Origin of the sequence: Roseinatronobacter alkalisoli, from assembly GCF_028745735.1 — a bacterium.
GTDB lineage: Bacteria > Pseudomonadota > Alphaproteobacteria > Rhodobacterales > Rhodobacteraceae > Roseinatronobacter > Roseinatronobacter alkalisoli.
On record NZ_JAQZSM010000001.1, the window covers coordinates 438,980 to 454,176 of the forward strand.

Here is a 15,197-nt window from a genome sequence, read left to right on the forward strand (position 1 = left end):
ACACGATGGCAGATCTGAAACTGACGGATGTCGAAAAGGCCTATGGCGAAGTCAAGGTTCTGTCCGATGTAAATCTGGACATCAGGAAAGGAGAGCTGGTCGTCTTTGTCGGCCCGTCGGGCTGCGGTAAATCCACGTTGCTGCGTATGATCGCCGGACTTGAAAAGATAACCGGTGGCACACTGGAAATTGACGACATGGTCGTCAACGACATTCCGCCCGCGCAGCGTGGTATTGCCATGGTGTTTCAGTCCTATGCGCTTTATCCGCATATGACGGTGCGTGACAACATGGCCTTCGCGTTGAAGATCGCCAAGAAAAGCAAAGCTGAAATTGATGCAGCGGTGAACCGCGCGGCAGATATCCTGCAACTTGGCCCGTATCTGGACCGCCTGCCCAAGGCATTGTCGGGGGGGCAGCGGCAGCGCGTGGCCATCGGTCGTTCGATTGTGCGTGACCCGAAAGTCTATCTTTTCGATGAACCACTATCGAACCTTGACGCCGCCCTGCGCGTAGCGACCCGGATCGAGATTGCGAAACTCAAGGAATCAATGCCCGATTCCACAATGATTTACGTCACCCATGATCAGGTCGAGGCCATGACCCTTGCATCCCGTATTGTGGTGCTGGCAGGTGGCGGGATTGCGCAGGTCGGCTCGCCACTGGAACTGTATGAGCGGCCCAACGGCGAATTCGTGGCGCAGTTCATCGGATCACCCGCGATGAACCTGTTGCCCGGCGAGGTGGTTGGAACCGGTGCGCAAACCAGCGTCAAGCTGGCGGGTGGGGGCAGTGCCCGCGCGGATATTCCCACGACCGACGCCGACAAGGGCCTGTCCGTCAATCTGGGTGTGCGCCCAGAAGACCTGATCGCTACGGATGGCGATGATTTCCTGTATCAGGGAGAGGTGGATCTGGTCGAGGCATTGGGTGAACTGACGGTGTTGTACTTCAAACCAGATGCGCCGGGCGCCGCGCCCGTGCTGGCCAAACTTGCTGGAACGCATAAGGACTTGCGCGGGAAAACCGTGAAGCTGAAGGCCGATCCTGCAAAGCTGCACCTGTTCCATGACAAAGTGTCGCTTCTATATCGTTAAGTATGACAGCATCACTGAAAAAGCCGCGCTGATATCAGCGCGGCTTTTTCATGTATTGGTTCCATGTACCAACATTCAGGCGCTGCGAAATTCCCGCATCAGAAAGTCGGGCACATGATCGCCCATGCCGACAATCGCGCCGTCACGGTTCGATCTGCGTTCACGTGGGGCGTGGTCACGACCGGCCGGGTTGCGTGGCTGGCCGCGGCGGGATGTTTCCTGACGCGGTGCAGGCGTCGCGGCAACTGGCTGTTGCTGCGGGGCAGCGTCATCAGCAGGGGCGCGCGCGACGGCGGTTGTTTCTTCCGCAGCTTCGGTCTTGGCCGACCGGTCCTTGTGCCGCACCCGCGTGGGGGCAGGTTGAACTTCTGGCGCTTCGGCCCTTGGCAAGGTTTTCTGCAGCAGGGCTTCGATGGCATCAAGGTATTTCTGATCAGACGGCACCATGATCGAGATCGCCTTGCCAGAACGTCCGGCACGCCCGGTGCGGCCGATCCGATGTACATAATCTTCGGGATGTGACGGCAGATCAAAGTTGAAGACATGGCTGACCGAAGGCACGTCAAGGCCCCGCGCCGCCACATCGGAAGCGATCAGAAGCCGCAATTCACCTGCACGAAAGCGTTCCAGTGTGCGTGTGCGCACGGATTGGTCAAGGTCGCCATGAATGGGTGCCGCGTCGAATTTATGTCTGATCAGCGATTTTGACACGATATCGACGTCAACCTTGCGATTGCAGAAGATGATTGCATTTTCCAGCTTGTCGCCTTCGTTATTGATCAGGCTGCGCAGGGTTTCGCGTTTCAGCTTCGCGGCGGTGTCGCGCCGTGCGGCCTGTATCTGGATCAGTTCCTGTGTAATCGTTTCCGATGCCGTGGCTTGCCGCGCAATTTCGATACGCGCAGGGTTTGACAGGAACGTGTTGGTGATACGTTCAATTTCCGGGGCCATCGTAGCGGAATAGAAGAATGTCTGCCGCGTGAACGGCGTCAGGCCGAAAATGCGTTCAATATCAGGGATGAAGCCCATATCCAGCATGCGGTCGGCTTCATCCACAACCATGACCTCAACACCGGTCAGCAGCAGTTTTCCGCGTTCAAAATGGTCCAGCAACCGCCCCGGTGTCGCGATCAGGACATCAACGCCGCGGTCGATCAGTTTGTCCTGTTCACCGAATGCGACACCACCGATCAGCAATGCCTTGGTCAGGCGGGTATGCTTGGCATAGGTATCAAAATTTTCGGCCACCTGGGCGGCCAGTTCCCGCGTGGGTGCCAGCACCAGTGAACGTGGCATGCGCGCGCGTGCGCGGCCACGTCCAAGGCGCGTGATCAATGGCAGCGTGAAAGACGCGGTCTTGCCAGTGCCCGTCTGGGCGATGCCCAGAATGTCGCGCCCTTCAAGCGCGTAGGGAATGGCTTGCGCCTGAATGGGCGTTGGGGCCGTGTAGCCCGCTTCAGCAATAGCTTTAAGGACCTTGGGGTCCAGCTTCAGTTCAGAAAATGTAGTCATGCGTTTCCATGGTTTCGGCGTCGGGCCGGAACAGTTATGGGACGCATGCATTTCGCGTCCCGCGATCGGATCAATTGCCGTAGCAACACGGTTTCCTTAGTTCAATTGCGACCCCGAGTCAATCTGAAGCGCCGGTAGGGCCGGACAGGCCGCGAAATAACTTGCGGGGGATGCATCTTCGCAGTTGCAGGCTGCTGAAAGGCGCGCTATTCACCCAATGCTGGCACGCGGGTGTGGCGGAATGGTAGACGCAGAGGATTCAAAATCCTCCGCCGCAAGGCGTGGGAGTTCGAGTCTCCCCACCCGCACCAGCTATCTTACTTTCAGGAGTTATAGGATACATGTCGCCGGTGGTGGACAACGCCATTGGCCGGATTCTGCGCTTTACCCGAACAAACAAGGCCACGATTGACGCGCTGTCAATCGTGGCCCTGTGTCAACTTACTGACCGGGTTCAGGAATTGCCGGCGTTTTTCTTCTGCTCGGTCGCTTTCTTCACGGCTTCGGACATGGCCGCAGGGGCAGGGGCAGGCTGGGGTGCCGGGGTCGCAGCTGCCGGTGCGGCTGCTGCGCCGCGATTGGTCTGAAGCGGGTCGTCCTGACGCTGCACCGAACCTTCGAAATGCGCGCCGGATTCGATTGCGATTGTCTTGTGGATGATGTCGCCTTCGACTTGCGCAGCCGATGTCAGACGCACTTTCAGCCCACGCACCCGGCCGATCACGCGACCATTGATGACAATGTCATCGGCAACGATTTCGCCGCGGATCGTGGCGGTTTCGCCAACGGTCAGCAGATGCGCACGAATGTCGCCATCGACATTCCCTTCGATAAGAACATCGCCCGTGGTTTTAAGGTTACCCGTCACCGTAAGGTCAGCTGCAAGAACCGACGCAGCAGGCTTCGATTTCGTTACCTGTGTCGAGGCTGTGTCTGCATTGTTCTGACGCAGAAAGGATGGGGTTTCCGCAGGAGGGGTCGCCGGTGTCGCCTCGTTCGAGGGTTTGTTTCCGGTTTCATTGATGCGGCTTTTAGAAAACATGCTGTCCAGCCCTTATGTAGGTTTTCGGGTTTACTGGTCGACCGTTGATTCGCACTTCATAGTGCAGATGCACACCGGTTGACGCGCCAGTGGTGCCCATACCACCAATCCGCTGCCCGCGCGATACCCTTTGTCCCGCGCGCACGTCCATGGAGTTCAAATGAGCGTAATAAGTTTCGATCCCGAACTCATGCTGGATGATGACCAGATTGCCATACCCGCCCTGACGTCCCGCAGATTTGACCACGCCGTCGGCGGTGGCATGAATGGCCGTGCCACGCGATCCGGCCCAGTCCAGCCCGTTATGCATGGTGCTGCGTCCCGTCAACGGATGGCGACGCATGCCAAAGCCGGAGGTTTCGCGCACACTGGCCGAAACCGGGCGCGCCACAGGCAAACGGTTGATGCCCAGGCGGTAAGCGTGAATATCGGCCAGACGCTGCAGCAGCGCATTCGCGCGCGAGATGTCCTGATCCTGCGACATAACCCCGGAGGTTGAGACGGAAATCGGACGCAGCGAGGCCGTCTGCGAATTGGCTCCCTGACGTACCAGACGCCGAATCTGGTCCGGCGTGACACCGGCGGCGCGGAACACGCGCTCCAGCGGTTCGACAACCACTTCCAGTGCTTCTTCCAACTGTGAAAAGATCATGTGATTGCGGTCGCGCAGCAACTCGTTTTCCAGTGCCAGATGCCGCGCCTGATTGACAGATTGTTCCGCATCCAGCGCCAGTTCCTGCGTTGATCCTGCCATCCGGTCCATGGCGACCAGCAGATAGTCCAGCATGTCTTCCATTTCGCGCGACCGGTCCGCAGTGGTCTGGGTGGTGCCGGTTTCGGCCTGCAATGTGTTGGTGACCTCGGCCAGGCGCGTGCGGGCTTCATCACGTTCGCGCACCACGCGGCGAATGGTGTGCTGAATATTGTCAATGCCGGTTTCCAGTTCCAGCCGCCGTTCTTCGGATGCAAGAAGCTGTAGCTGCATGTCGGAAATGCGGGTCATCGCTTCGGCAAAGCGGGCTTGGGCGGCTTCGGTTTCCACTGCGCGCTGGTCGCGTTCGGCAGCCAGTTCGTTCAGACGCTGTTCGTAATTTGCCTGATCACGTACGGCATGGTCACGTAGGTTTCCGGACCCGATTGCGTCCATCAGCAGGATGGATGTTGCAATGACGCCCCATGCGAAGAAACTACCGACAGATGCCAGCGCCACAGCCTGCGTTATGGGGCGCAGGCGTACAAAGCGCGTTGTCGTATCTGATCGAAGGAAAAGCCGTTGTTCGGGAAGATGGCGCTCCAGCCGGTGATTCAGTTGCGCAAGCAGTTGTTTCAAAGCAGAGTTCCCATTTCATCACCTGAACCGGGCATGTCACAAAACCTTGCAGAAACCACACGAACACACATTCACAGCCCCCCGCGTGATTACGCAAGCTTCGTCAGCGCCGCAAGATTTTTCCGGACTGTTGCAGCGCCACATCACTGGTGAACATGTAAATCAGCGAAAACTCGCCGATTTGGCGGGTTCAGATGCCCGGATAAGCCACTTTTGCGGCAATAATGCACCTCTGGGTTGATTGGTTCAATCCCTGGTTGTATCGGGCTGGCGGTGGCTGAAGATATGCAACCCTCAACCTAGGTCTGGTGCCGTCAATGGCCAGTAGAAATCTGGTGGAATGCCGGCCTGCGCGCGTTTTTCTTCGTTGAATGGGGGGCGGAGCGGGCCGTGAAAGTAGCGGCGCACAAGTTCCAGAAACACTGGCTGCGGATCCTTGCCTTCGCGACCGCACAGGAAATTAAACCATTTCGACCCATAGGCCACGTGCCCGACTTCTTCGGCATAGATCACATTCAGCGCTGCGACTGCATCATCCATACCAGCGCGGGTGAATATCTCGATCATGCCGGGCGTCACATCCAGCCCGCGCGCTTCCAGCACCATCGGTACGACAGCCAGACGGCCCAGAATGTCGCTGGCCGTGTCTTCGGCGGCGCGCCACATTCCGGTATGTGCAGGCAGGGCACCATAATGGCTGCCCAGCGTTTCCAGACAATCGCAGACCAGCCCGAAATGCTTGGATTCCTCGTCCGCGGCCTTGACCCAGTCGTCATAGAACCCCAGCGGCATATCGATTTCGGGAAACCGCGCAATAAGATCCCAATGCAGGTCAACTGCGTTCAGTTCGATATGTGCAATGGCATGCAGAATAGCAATCCGGCCCTGTGCGCTACCGGGGCGGCGGCGCGGCACATCGCGCGGGTCCAGCAGTTCTGGCCGGTCCGGCCGTGCTGGGGCAAGGGGTGGTGTGGCGTGGCCAAGGGGAATCGGCGTGCCTGCCTTGCGCGCGGCAAACCAGTCGGCTGCATGGCGGCGGGACCGGGCGCATTTTTCGCGCCCGTCTGCGGTGCTCAGGACATCCACCGCCATCTGTCGCAGTGACATCGTCATAGGTCGCGCACAGCCTTCAGCACCTCTTCGGCATGGCCCTTGGCTTTCACCTTGCGCCAGAGCTGCGCAATGCGCCCGTCACCGTCAATAAGGAATGTCGCGCGTTCAATCCCCATAGAGATTTTGCCATACATGTTTTTTTCAACCCAGACGCCATAGCGCTCGCAGACATCGCTGTCCGCATCTGATACCAGCGCGACCCCAAGATCATGTTTCGTGATGAACTTGTCATGTTTGGCGACAGTATCCTTGGACACACCCACAACCTGCGCGCCAGCAGTTGCGAATTCGGCGGCAAGGGCGGTGAATTCCAGCGCTTCGGTGGTGCAACCGGGCGTGTCGTCGCGCGGATAGAAGTACAGCACCACCTTGGCGGGTTTCAGTGCCGATAGTGTCAGTTTGTCGCCACCATCGCGGGGCAGCGTGAAATCGGGGGCGGTGTCGCCTTGCTCTGGCATATGGGTTTCCTTTCCATGGATGTGCATGTGTTGTTGTAGCGGTCTTTGAGGCAAGTTAAAGGGGCCAGCCAGACCAATAGCGGTGCGTCCATGAAACTGTCCGATTTCGATTTTGACCTGCCCGAAGACCTGATTGCCACGCGCCCGGTGCGCCCGCGCCCTGCCGCACGCATGTTGCTGGCCGAAGGGGACAGGTTTTCGGACCGTCATGTGCAGGACTTGCCCGCCATTCTGCGGGCCGGTGATTTGCTGGTCATCAACACCACGCGGGTCATTCCAGCGCGCCTGACAGGGCAGCGCCCGCGCAACAGCGCACAAGGGCCGGTCAGCGCGAAGGTGGAAGTCACATTGACCGAACCCCACCCTGATGGCAGCTGGCGAGCGTTGGCCAAGCCATTGCGCAAACTGGCCCCGGGCGATGCGATTGTTTTCACCGACACCCTGAACGCGCATGTGGTCGCAAAGACCGCTGAGGATGTCGTGTTGCGGTTCAATCTGGAAGGTGATGATTTCGATCTGGCGCTGGATGTGGCCGGGCAGATGCCCCTGCCGCCCTATATCGCCGGACGCCGCGCCGCTGACGCGCAGGACCGCGATGACTACCAGACTGTCTTTGCGCGCGACAAGGGGGCGGTGGCCGCGCCAACCGCGTCATTGCATTTTGATGTGGGGTTGATGGATGCCTTGCGCGCCCATGGGGTGCAATTTGCCGAAGTGACTCTGCATGTGGGGGCGGGCACGTTCCTGCCGGTCAAGGCAGATGACATCCGCGACCACAAGATGCATGCCGAATGGGGCCGGATTACCGCGCCTGCTGTAAAAGCGATCATGGACACCAAGGCCGCAGGCGGGCGGGTCATTCCCGTCGGCACGACTGCATTGCGGTTGCTGGAAACTGCAGCCACTGCGCCGGGCCGGATTGCCCCATGGAGTGGCAAGACCGACATCTTCATCACCCCCGGTTTCCACTTCCGAATTGCTGACGGGCTGATGACGAACTTTCACTTGCCGAAATCGACGCTGATGATGCTGGTTTCAGCACTTATGGGGCAGGCGCGCATCCGCGCAATCTATGCCCATGCAATTGCGGCGCGCTACCGCTTCTTTTCTTATGGCGATTCGTCCTTGCTGTTACCCGACTGAAAGCGCACCAACGGAGGCGCTATGACTATATTTCCGCTACACTCTGAACCAGAGGTTTCGTTGGTGGCGGGCAGCCTGTAGGCTGTCGTCAGGACATGAACAGGCAGGTATGACGATGTTGCATGTATTTACTGCATCCTGGGCGCTTTTGCTGGGCATGCTGTTGCTGATGGTCGGCAATGGGGTGCAGGGTACGCTGTTGGGGATTCGCGGTGCAATTGAAGGTTTTTCAACCTTTCAGATGTCGATTGTCATGTCCGCCTATTTCCTTGGGTTCCTGTTCGGGTCGCGCGCGGCACCTGAACTTATCCGCCGGGTTGGCCATGTGCGGGTGTTTGCCGCGTTGGGATCACTGATTTCCGCGGTGCTGGTGCTGTATGCCGCAATTCCGGACTGGATTGTCTGGGCGCTGCTGCGTGTGCTGATCGGGTTTTGTTTTTCGGGTGTCTATGTCACCGCCGAAAGCTGGCTGAACAACGCATCCACAAATGAAAATCGTGGGCAGACGCTGTCACTTTACATGATCGTGCAGATGGTGGGGATTATCAGTGCGCAGGCGCTGATCAACTTCGCCGATCCTGCCGGGTTTTTGCTGTTTGTGATTCCCTCGGTGCTGGTATCGCTGGCCTTTGCGCCTATTTTGCTGTCGGTCAGCCCCGCGCCCACCTTCGGCACCACAAAATCCATGAGCATTCGCCAGCTTTATGATGTGTCCCCGCTGGGTGTGGTGGGCATTTTCCTGATGGGGGGGGTATTTGCCGCAATGTTCGGCATGACCGCCGTATGGGGCACACAGGCGGGGCTGAGTGTTCTGGAAATTTCCATCTTCACGGGGGCCATCTATTTCGGTGGGCTGGTGTTCCAGTTCCCGCTGGGGTGGCTGTCGGACCGGATGGACCGGCGCAAACTGGTCGTCTATGTCGCGCTTGTCGGCACCTTGGGCGGTGCGATGGCTGTCATATTTGACCTGAGCTTCATCTGGCTGGTGGGTGTCGCGCTGATTATCGGGGGGATCTCCAACCCGCTTTATTCGTTGTTGGTGGCCTATACGAATGACTATCTGGACACTGACCAGATGGCCGCCGCATCCGGGGGGCTTTTGTTCGTCAATGGTGTGGGCGCGATCCTTGGTCCGCTGTGCATCGGCTGGTTGATGGGGGTGATCGGACCGCCGGGCTTTTTCCTGTTTATCATCCTGCTGACACTGGCACTGGCCATCTATGCCATGTGGCGCATGACGCAGCGCCCGGCGATGCCGGTGGATCAGACAGGCCCGTTTGCGCCGGTGTCGCCTGTCGTATCCGCCGCCACTGTCGAAGCTGTCTATACCGAAATGACTGAAAACGCCGGAAACCCGGAGCAGGGCGATGCGCCCTGACGGGGTGAACCTGTTGTAAAACAGCAAGATACTGCTGAATATTTATGCATAACGGGTAAATGACTTGCCTGACAGCCGGGGGGCTGGCACGATTCTGATGCAGGCAACATAAGGAAATCAAAACCATGTCCAGCGTTGATGATGTCATTTCGTTCTGGTTGGAAGAAGTCGGTCCGGAACGATGGTACGCGCAAAGCGACGCCCTGGATTCGCAGATCCGCGACCGGTATCTGCCGCTTTGGGAAAAGGCGCGGAACGGGCGTTTGATGAACTGGGCGTCCTGCCCGCGTGGCGCGCTTGCTTTCCTGATCGTCACCGACCAGTTTCCGCGCAACATGTTCCGCAATGATGCCCGTGCTTTCGCGACAGATGAACTGGCGCGGCGCGTGGCGGCGCGTGCCTGCCATCTTGGTTTCGATTGTCAGATCGCTGAACCCGCGCGCCAGTTCTTCTATCTGCCGCTGATGCATTCCGAAAGCCAGATGGATCAGGACCGTTGTGTGCGCATGTTCCTGTTGCGTATGCCGGAATCCGGGGCGGATAACTTGCTGCATGCGCGCGCGCACCGGGCGGTGATCCGCGAATTTGGCCGCTTTCCCTATCGCAATGACGCGCTGGGGCGGGCGAGCACGGCACAGGAACGCGCCTTTCTGAAACGTGGCGGATATATGGATGCCCTGAATGGGTTGAAGGAAGCGGCCTGATCTAGCCATGACTAGGGCGCATGGCGGGATTTCACCTTGCGCGTTGCGACAAGACAGGAAATAGTTTAACACCAAACTAATTCCGGATGTGCGCGCAGGAGGAGGGACTCATATGGCCGCCAGATCGTTTGATGTTGTCGTAATCGGGGCGGGGCCGGGGGGCTATGTCGCGGCTATTCGCGCAGCGCAGCTTGGCAAATCCGTGGCGATCGTCGAACGCGCGCATCTGGGTGGTATCTGCCTGAACTGGGGCTGTATCCCGACCAAGGCATTGCTGCGTTCTGCCGAAGTATTTCACCTGATGCACCGCGCCGCGGAATTCGGACTGACCGCCGAGAAGATCGGGTTTGACCTTGACGCCGTGGTCAAACGCTCGCGCAAGGTGGCAGGGCAATTGTCCGGTGGCATCGGTCATCTGATGAAGAAGAACAAGATCACTGTCATCATGGGCGATGCGACCCTGCCCGCGAAAGGCAAGGTCAGCGTCAAGACGGACAAAGGCACCGAAGACCTCAGCGCGCCCAACATCATTCTGGCCACGGGCGCGCGGGCGCGCGAACTGCCCGGTCTGGAAGCAGATGGTGATCTGGTATGGACCTACAAGCACGCATTGCAGCCCAAACGCATGCCGAAGAAACTTCTGGTTATCGGGTCGGGGGCGATCGGGATCGAATTTGCCAGCTTCTTCAACACACTCGGGGCGGATGTGACTGTGGTTGAAGTGATGGACCGCATTCTTCCGGTCGAGGATGCCGAAATCAGCGCCTTCGCACAAAAGCAGTTCGAAAAGCAGGGCATGACCATCATGGCCAAAGCCATGGTCAAGAAACTGGACCGCGCCAAAGGCAAGGTCACGGCCCATATCGAACGTGGCGGCAAGACCGAGACGCAGGATTTCGACACAGTTATTTCCGCAGTGGGAATTGTTGCCAATACCGAAGGGCTGGGGCTGGAAAAACTTGGTGCGAAGATTGACCGGTCTTTCGTTGTAACAGATGAATATTGCCGCACCGGGGTTGAGGGCCTGTTTGTCATTGGCGATGCGACCAATGGCCCTTGGCTGGCGCACAAGGCCAGTCATGAAGGCGTCATGGTCGCTGAACTGATCGCGGGCAAACACCCGCATGCAGTTGACCCAAGCAGCATTGCCGGCTGCACCTATTGCCATCCGCAAGTGGCCTCTGTCGGGTTGACCGAAGCCAAGGCAAAAGAACAAGGCTATGCGATCAAGGTCGGGCGTTTCCCGTTCATCGGCAATGGCAAGGCGATTGCGCTGGGCGAATCCGAGGGCATGATCAAGACCATATTCGACGCAAAAACCGGCGAGTTGCTGGGCGCGCATATGATCGGTGCGGAAGTGACCGAACTGATACAGGGCTATGTGGTCGGGCGCGCGCTGGAAACCACCGAAGAAGACCTGATGAACACGGTCTTCCCGCATCCGACCCTAAGCGAGATGATGCATGAATCCGTGCTTGACGCCTATGGTCGTGCACTGCATTTCTGATCTTGCTAAAATGTGCGGCTGCGCCGCAAGTCTGCATGTCACGCCCTGCCTGCGGCAGGGCGTTCCTGTTTTCTGAGTATTTATGACACGATGAAGGGGAAGGATGCAGCGTTTTGACGTCATCATCCTGGGGGCAGGGGCTGCGGGAATGTTCTGCGCGATCGAGGCAGGACGGCGCGGAAGGAAGGTTGCTCTGATCGACCATGCCCGCGCCCCGGGTGAGAAGATTCGCATTTCGGGTGGCGGGCGGTGCAATTTCACCAATCTGCATATCGGACCAGAGAAATTCCTGTCGCAGAACCAGCGCTTTGCCTTGTCGGCATTGCGCCGCTACACTCAGCAGGATTTCATTGAGCGGGTGCGGCGCGCAGGGATCGCATTTCATGAGAAAACCCTGGGACAGCTATTCTGCGATGGATCGGCGCGTGAGATAATCGCGATGCTGACAAATGACATGCGCGACGCTGGCGTCCGGTTGCTTCTGGGAACTCAGGTGTCAGGCGTGGCGCATGGGAACGGATTTACTGTCCAGACAAGTGCGGGCGTATTTCAGGCGCCTAATCTGGTGGTTGCGACAGGTGGAAAATCGATTCCCAAGATGGGCGCGACGGGGTTCGGATACCAGTTGGCCGCGCAATTCGGCCAGCCGGTTGTCGAAACACGCCCGGCATTGGTGCCGCTGACTTTTGCAGTGGAGCAACTGGAAGAGTTGAAGCCGCTGGCAGGGATTGCGGTTCAGGCAGAGGTCCGTTGTGGCAAGGCGCAGTTCAGGGAAGGGATGTTGTTTACCCATCGGGGTTTGTCCGGGCCATCCATTCTGCAGATTTCAAGCTATTGGCGCGAAGGGCAGGGGATTGTGGTTGATCTGATGCCGGGAAAGGACCTGCTGCCCTTGCTGGAGGGTGAAAAACGCCGGAACGGGCGGCAGGCCGTTCATACTGCGCTTGCCACGCATTTGCCTGAAAAACTGGCGCGGCAGATTGTGGCGCGCGTGCGGGTGCAGGGCAATCTGGCGGATCAGTCAAAGGCTGCGCTGAACCGGGTCCGGGATGCCGTGAAGAACTGGCAATTGCTGCCGGTGGGAAGCGAGGGTTACCGCACAGCAGAGGTCACATTGGGCGGCGTGGACACCGATGCCCTTGATGCGCGGACCATGCAGGCGCGTACAATGCCGGGATTGTTCTTTATTGGCGAAGTGGTCGATGTGACAGGATGGCTCGGCGGGTATAATTTTCAATGGGCATGGTCGTCTGGCTGGGTGGCGGGGCAGGCGGTCTGATGGCCTGCCCGATCGCTATGATGTTTCTTCAGCCTGAAACCTGTTCGCGCAGCACAGATGCCGTCATTGACAGCAGAAGATAGATGCCAAGGAAGATCAGGAACGCCACGATGGAATTTTCCAGTTTGCGCGGATAGGTGGCCTCATCCGGGGCGATGGGTTCGACCGAAAGCGCCAGATAACGCACCTGTCGGCTGACCTCCATCCGGGCGCTTTCAAGTTGCTGCATGGCTTGCGCGCGCATCATTTCTCTGGTCTGCACTTCGGCCTCGGCCATGATCAGGCCACTTTGAATGCGCGCGAGCGATGACCCTTCGCTGTCGCCCTGGGTCATGGAATTGCGCAATATCTCTATTTCTGCACGCAGCGCTTCTTCGCGGCGCTCCAAAGCTTGCAGGCGCGCGGCACTCGGGCGTGCGTTGGAGCGCATTTCCTGAAGGCTCAGGCGGGTCTGGGTCAGTTCGGTTTCCAATGCCACAATGCGTTGTGACAGCAGAGATAATTCCACCTCGCCAGAGATGATGGAGGATTGTTCCTGCAATTCAATTGCGGCCTGGCGCGCTTCGACCAGTTTGATCTGGGCTTCTTCCAGGCTGGCGCGGGCTTCGCGCATCTGGCTGTCGCGCAACCGCTGGGTCATCATATCGACATGTTCTTCGGCATAGCTGATCAGTGCGCGTGCGAACCGTTCGCTGTCTTCGGGCGAGGCTGCGATTACTTCCATACGCACGACGCCCTCGGTCGGGTCATAGCCGATACGCACCTGGCGTTGATACAGTTTATAAGCGGCTTCATCCGTAGCACCTTCTGCAAGGCGCCGCAGAAGGTCGATTTCCGGCGCGCGGAAATGATCCTTGAACCCTTCTTCTGCATCAAGCCGCAGCATTGCGCCGCGCGATTGCAGGAAGCTTTGCACGGAAGTTGCTTCGTTCTGCCCGCCCATGCCCATCCCTGCAGCCGAGGGCAACACGCCGGAAAGCGCCCCCATGCCGGACTGGCTGTCGGCCTGTTGAATGACAAATTCGCTTTCCGTCGCATACATCGGGGTTGCCAGAACGTAAAAATACCAGGTCACGATGAATGTCGGCAATGTCACAAAGGCCAACAGCCTTGCGCCCAGCAACAGCATCCGTTTCCTGCGGCGTTTCGCGATATCGCGGCGCACCTTTGCAAGGTCGCGTTCGCGGTCGGCGGCGATTCTGGCCATGCGCGCTTGCGCAGCATTGAGGGGGTCGTCCACTGTCGCCGGTGCAGTCTCGCCGCGCAAGGCAAGTTCTCTGGACGGGGAGGGTTTGACGCCATCCTCCAGCAATTCCAGCATGGTGGCGCGGGCAAACGGGTCAATCCCGCGCTGGCGCAGTATCAGCACGGCTTCATAGGACGACGTGGCGCGAATGCCGTGTTTCTGTGCGACACGCATCGCCATGCGCAATTGCCGCGCGGTCAAGCCTTCGGCGCGAATCGAATCAAGGGATTGCGCGACACTGGCGGGGCCTTCGACATCTGCGGAATGGACATCTGCAACCGGCTGCGGAATGGGCGGCGTTGGTTCCGTGCCCGTTCCGGGGCTGGCTGGCGCTGGGGTGGGGGGCGGGGATTCCTGCGCGCTGGCCGGTTCGGCCATCCCATCACCGGGAGGAGATTCGCGCAAATCCGGTGCTGGTTCTGTGTCGCGCTGCGCAGGCACCGCCGCTCTGGGCCGTTTATGCACACTGATCGCGGCAACCGGTTGCGTGGCGCTTTGTGCCATCTGCAACTGGGGCGGTGTTGTGGAATCTTCGCCGGCGACGGCCGAAAGCGTGGCGCGCTGTGCTGTTTTGCGCAAGCGGAAGCGCTGGGATTTAACTGGCGTAGTCATAAAGCTCTTTCGCTTGTTCCAGCGTGTCGAAGAAATACATCTTGCCATCGCGCAGCACAGCGGCGGAACTGCAAAACTGCTGAAGGATTTCCGCTTGATGCGACACAATGACAAGACCCGATTGTGCGAACCGTTCCTGCATGACCAATCCTGCCCGTTTGTTGAAGGCGGTGTCGGTCGTGGATGGCATACCTTCATCCACAAGATAAAGGTCGAAATTCATGGCCAGCATCAGCGAGAGCGCCAGACGAGAACGCATTCCGGCGCTATAGGTGCCGATGGGCATATCGAAATATTCACCGATATCACACATCCAACGGCAGAATGCTTCCACATAGTCCGGCTCCAGGCTGTAAAGCGTGGCGATATAGCGGATATTCTCGGTTGCGGTGTGTTTGGTCACCAGCCCACCCATGAAACCCAATGGAAATGACACACTGCAACTGCGGTGGATCTTGCCATTATCCGGCTTCTCCAGCCCGGCCATCATGTTGATAACGGTGGTTTTTCCTGTTCCGTTCCGGGCCAGAACCCCAAGGCGCATGCCGGGGCTGACGGTGAAACTGGCATTTGCCAGAATGACTTTATGCTGTGTCCCGGTCCAGTAGGACTTGCTGACATTCTCGAAAGTTAACATCCCTATTCTACCCGGTACTCTTGGTCAACGCATACTGTTTTCTACGGCACGACTGATTTCGCTACAGGCTATGTAGCGCGATAATGCGGCAAAAATATGGGAAGGACAATCACTGTAAACCAAGCGCGCATGTCATGCG

Annotated in this window: 13 protein-coding genes and 1 tRNA gene; 7 read left to right on the forward strand and 7 right to left on the reverse strand. The window is 58.5% G+C overall.

The window, feature by feature from the left end:
* The first annotated feature begins 5 nt into the window (after positions 1-5).
* Positions 6-1,097, forward strand: a complete 1,092-nt coding sequence (locus PUT78_RS02195; RefSeq protein ID WP_274350415.1) for an ABC transporter ATP-binding protein — start codon at positions 6-8, stop codon at positions 1,095-1,097.
* A 75-nt stretch (positions 1,098-1,172) separates the two neighbouring features.
* Here the strand turns inward: PUT78_RS02195 and PUT78_RS02200 are convergent, their stop codons facing one another.
* Entirely contained in the window at positions 1,173-2,609 is a 1,437-nt protein-coding gene (locus PUT78_RS02200) for a DEAD/DEAH box helicase (RefSeq protein ID WP_274350416.1), read from the reverse strand.
* Positions 2,610-2,836: 227 nt separating this feature from the next.
* On the opposite strand from PUT78_RS02200, the gene PUT78_RS02205 reads away from it, so the two are divergent.
* A tRNA-Leu gene (locus tag PUT78_RS02205) sits at positions 2,837-2,920 on the forward strand.
* 143 nt (positions 2,921-3,063) lie between these two features.
* Here the strand turns inward: PUT78_RS02205 and PUT78_RS02210 are convergent.
* From PUT78_RS02210 to bcp, 4 genes are all read right to left on the reverse strand, one after another.
* Positions 3,064-3,651, reverse strand: a complete 588-nt coding sequence (locus tag PUT78_RS02210; protein WP_274350417.1) for a bactofilin family protein — start codon at positions 3,649-3,651, stop codon at positions 3,064-3,066.
* Entirely contained in the window at positions 3,641-4,981 is a 1,341-nt protein-coding gene (locus PUT78_RS02215) for a DUF5930 domain-containing protein (RefSeq protein WP_274350418.1), read from the reverse strand. Before PUT78_RS02215 ends, PUT78_RS02210 begins: the two co-directional genes overlap by 11 nt.
* Positions 4,982-5,275: 294 nt before the next feature.
* Positions 5,276-6,094, reverse strand: coding sequence for a ferritin-like domain-containing protein (locus tag PUT78_RS02220; RefSeq protein ID WP_274350420.1), 819 nt, complete (start codon positions 6,092-6,094; stop codon positions 5,276-5,278).
* The gene (gene bcp, locus PUT78_RS02225) at positions 6,091-6,552 is read right to left on the reverse strand and encodes a thioredoxin-dependent thiol peroxidase (protein WP_274350422.1); all 462 of its coding nucleotides are present in this window, start codon (positions 6,550-6,552) and stop codon (positions 6,091-6,093) included. The genes PUT78_RS02220 and bcp overlap by 4 nt, the downstream gene beginning before the upstream one ends.
* A gap of 90 nt (positions 6,553-6,642) precedes the next feature.
* On the opposite strand from bcp, the gene queA reads away from it, so the two are divergent.
* The 5 genes from queA to PUT78_RS02250 all read left to right on the forward strand — a co-directional run bounded on the left by queA (position 6,643) and on the right by PUT78_RS02250 (position 12,563).
* On the forward strand, positions 6,643-7,695 hold the full coding sequence (gene queA / locus PUT78_RS02230; protein WP_274350424.1) for a tRNA preQ1(34) S-adenosylmethionine ribosyltransferase-isomerase QueA: 1,053 nt from the start codon (positions 6,643-6,645) through the stop codon (positions 7,693-7,695).
* Positions 7,696-7,810: 115 nt separating this feature from the next.
* Positions 7,811-9,073, forward strand: coding sequence for an MFS transporter (locus PUT78_RS02235; RefSeq protein ID WP_274350479.1), 1,263 nt, complete (start codon positions 7,811-7,813; stop codon positions 9,071-9,073).
* 125 nt (positions 9,074-9,198) lie between these two features.
* Positions 9,199-9,777 (forward strand): DUF924 family protein, encoded by a 579-nt coding sequence (locus tag PUT78_RS02240; protein WP_274350425.1) that lies wholly within the window; start codon positions 9,199-9,201, stop codon positions 9,775-9,777.
* Between the two features lie 112 nt (positions 9,778-9,889).
* Positions 9,890-11,284, forward strand: a complete 1,395-nt coding sequence (lpdA, locus tag PUT78_RS02245) for a dihydrolipoyl dehydrogenase (protein ID WP_274350426.1) — start codon at positions 9,890-9,892, stop codon at positions 11,282-11,284.
* Between the two features lie 103 nt (positions 11,285-11,387).
* Positions 11,388-12,563 carry a BaiN/RdsA family NAD(P)/FAD-dependent oxidoreductase gene (locus PUT78_RS02250; protein ID WP_274350427.1) on the forward strand — a complete coding sequence of 392 codons (1,176 nt, stop codon included), beginning with the start codon at positions 11,388-11,390 and terminating at the stop codon, positions 12,561-12,563.
* Between the two features lie 28 nt (positions 12,564-12,591).
* Here the strand turns inward: PUT78_RS02250 and PUT78_RS02255 are convergent, their stop codons facing one another.
* Both PUT78_RS02255 and PUT78_RS02260 read right to left on the reverse strand, forming a co-directional pair.
* On the reverse strand, positions 12,592-14,421 hold the full coding sequence (locus tag PUT78_RS02255; protein ID WP_274350428.1) for a capsule biosynthesis protein: 1,830 nt from the start codon (positions 14,419-14,421) through the stop codon (positions 12,592-12,594).
* Positions 14,405-15,058, reverse strand: coding sequence for an ABC transporter ATP-binding protein (locus tag PUT78_RS02260; RefSeq protein ID WP_274350429.1), 654 nt, complete (start codon positions 15,056-15,058; stop codon positions 14,405-14,407). The genes PUT78_RS02255 and PUT78_RS02260 overlap by 17 nt, the downstream gene beginning before the upstream one ends.
* Between the last annotated feature and the right edge of the window lie 139 nt (positions 15,059-15,197).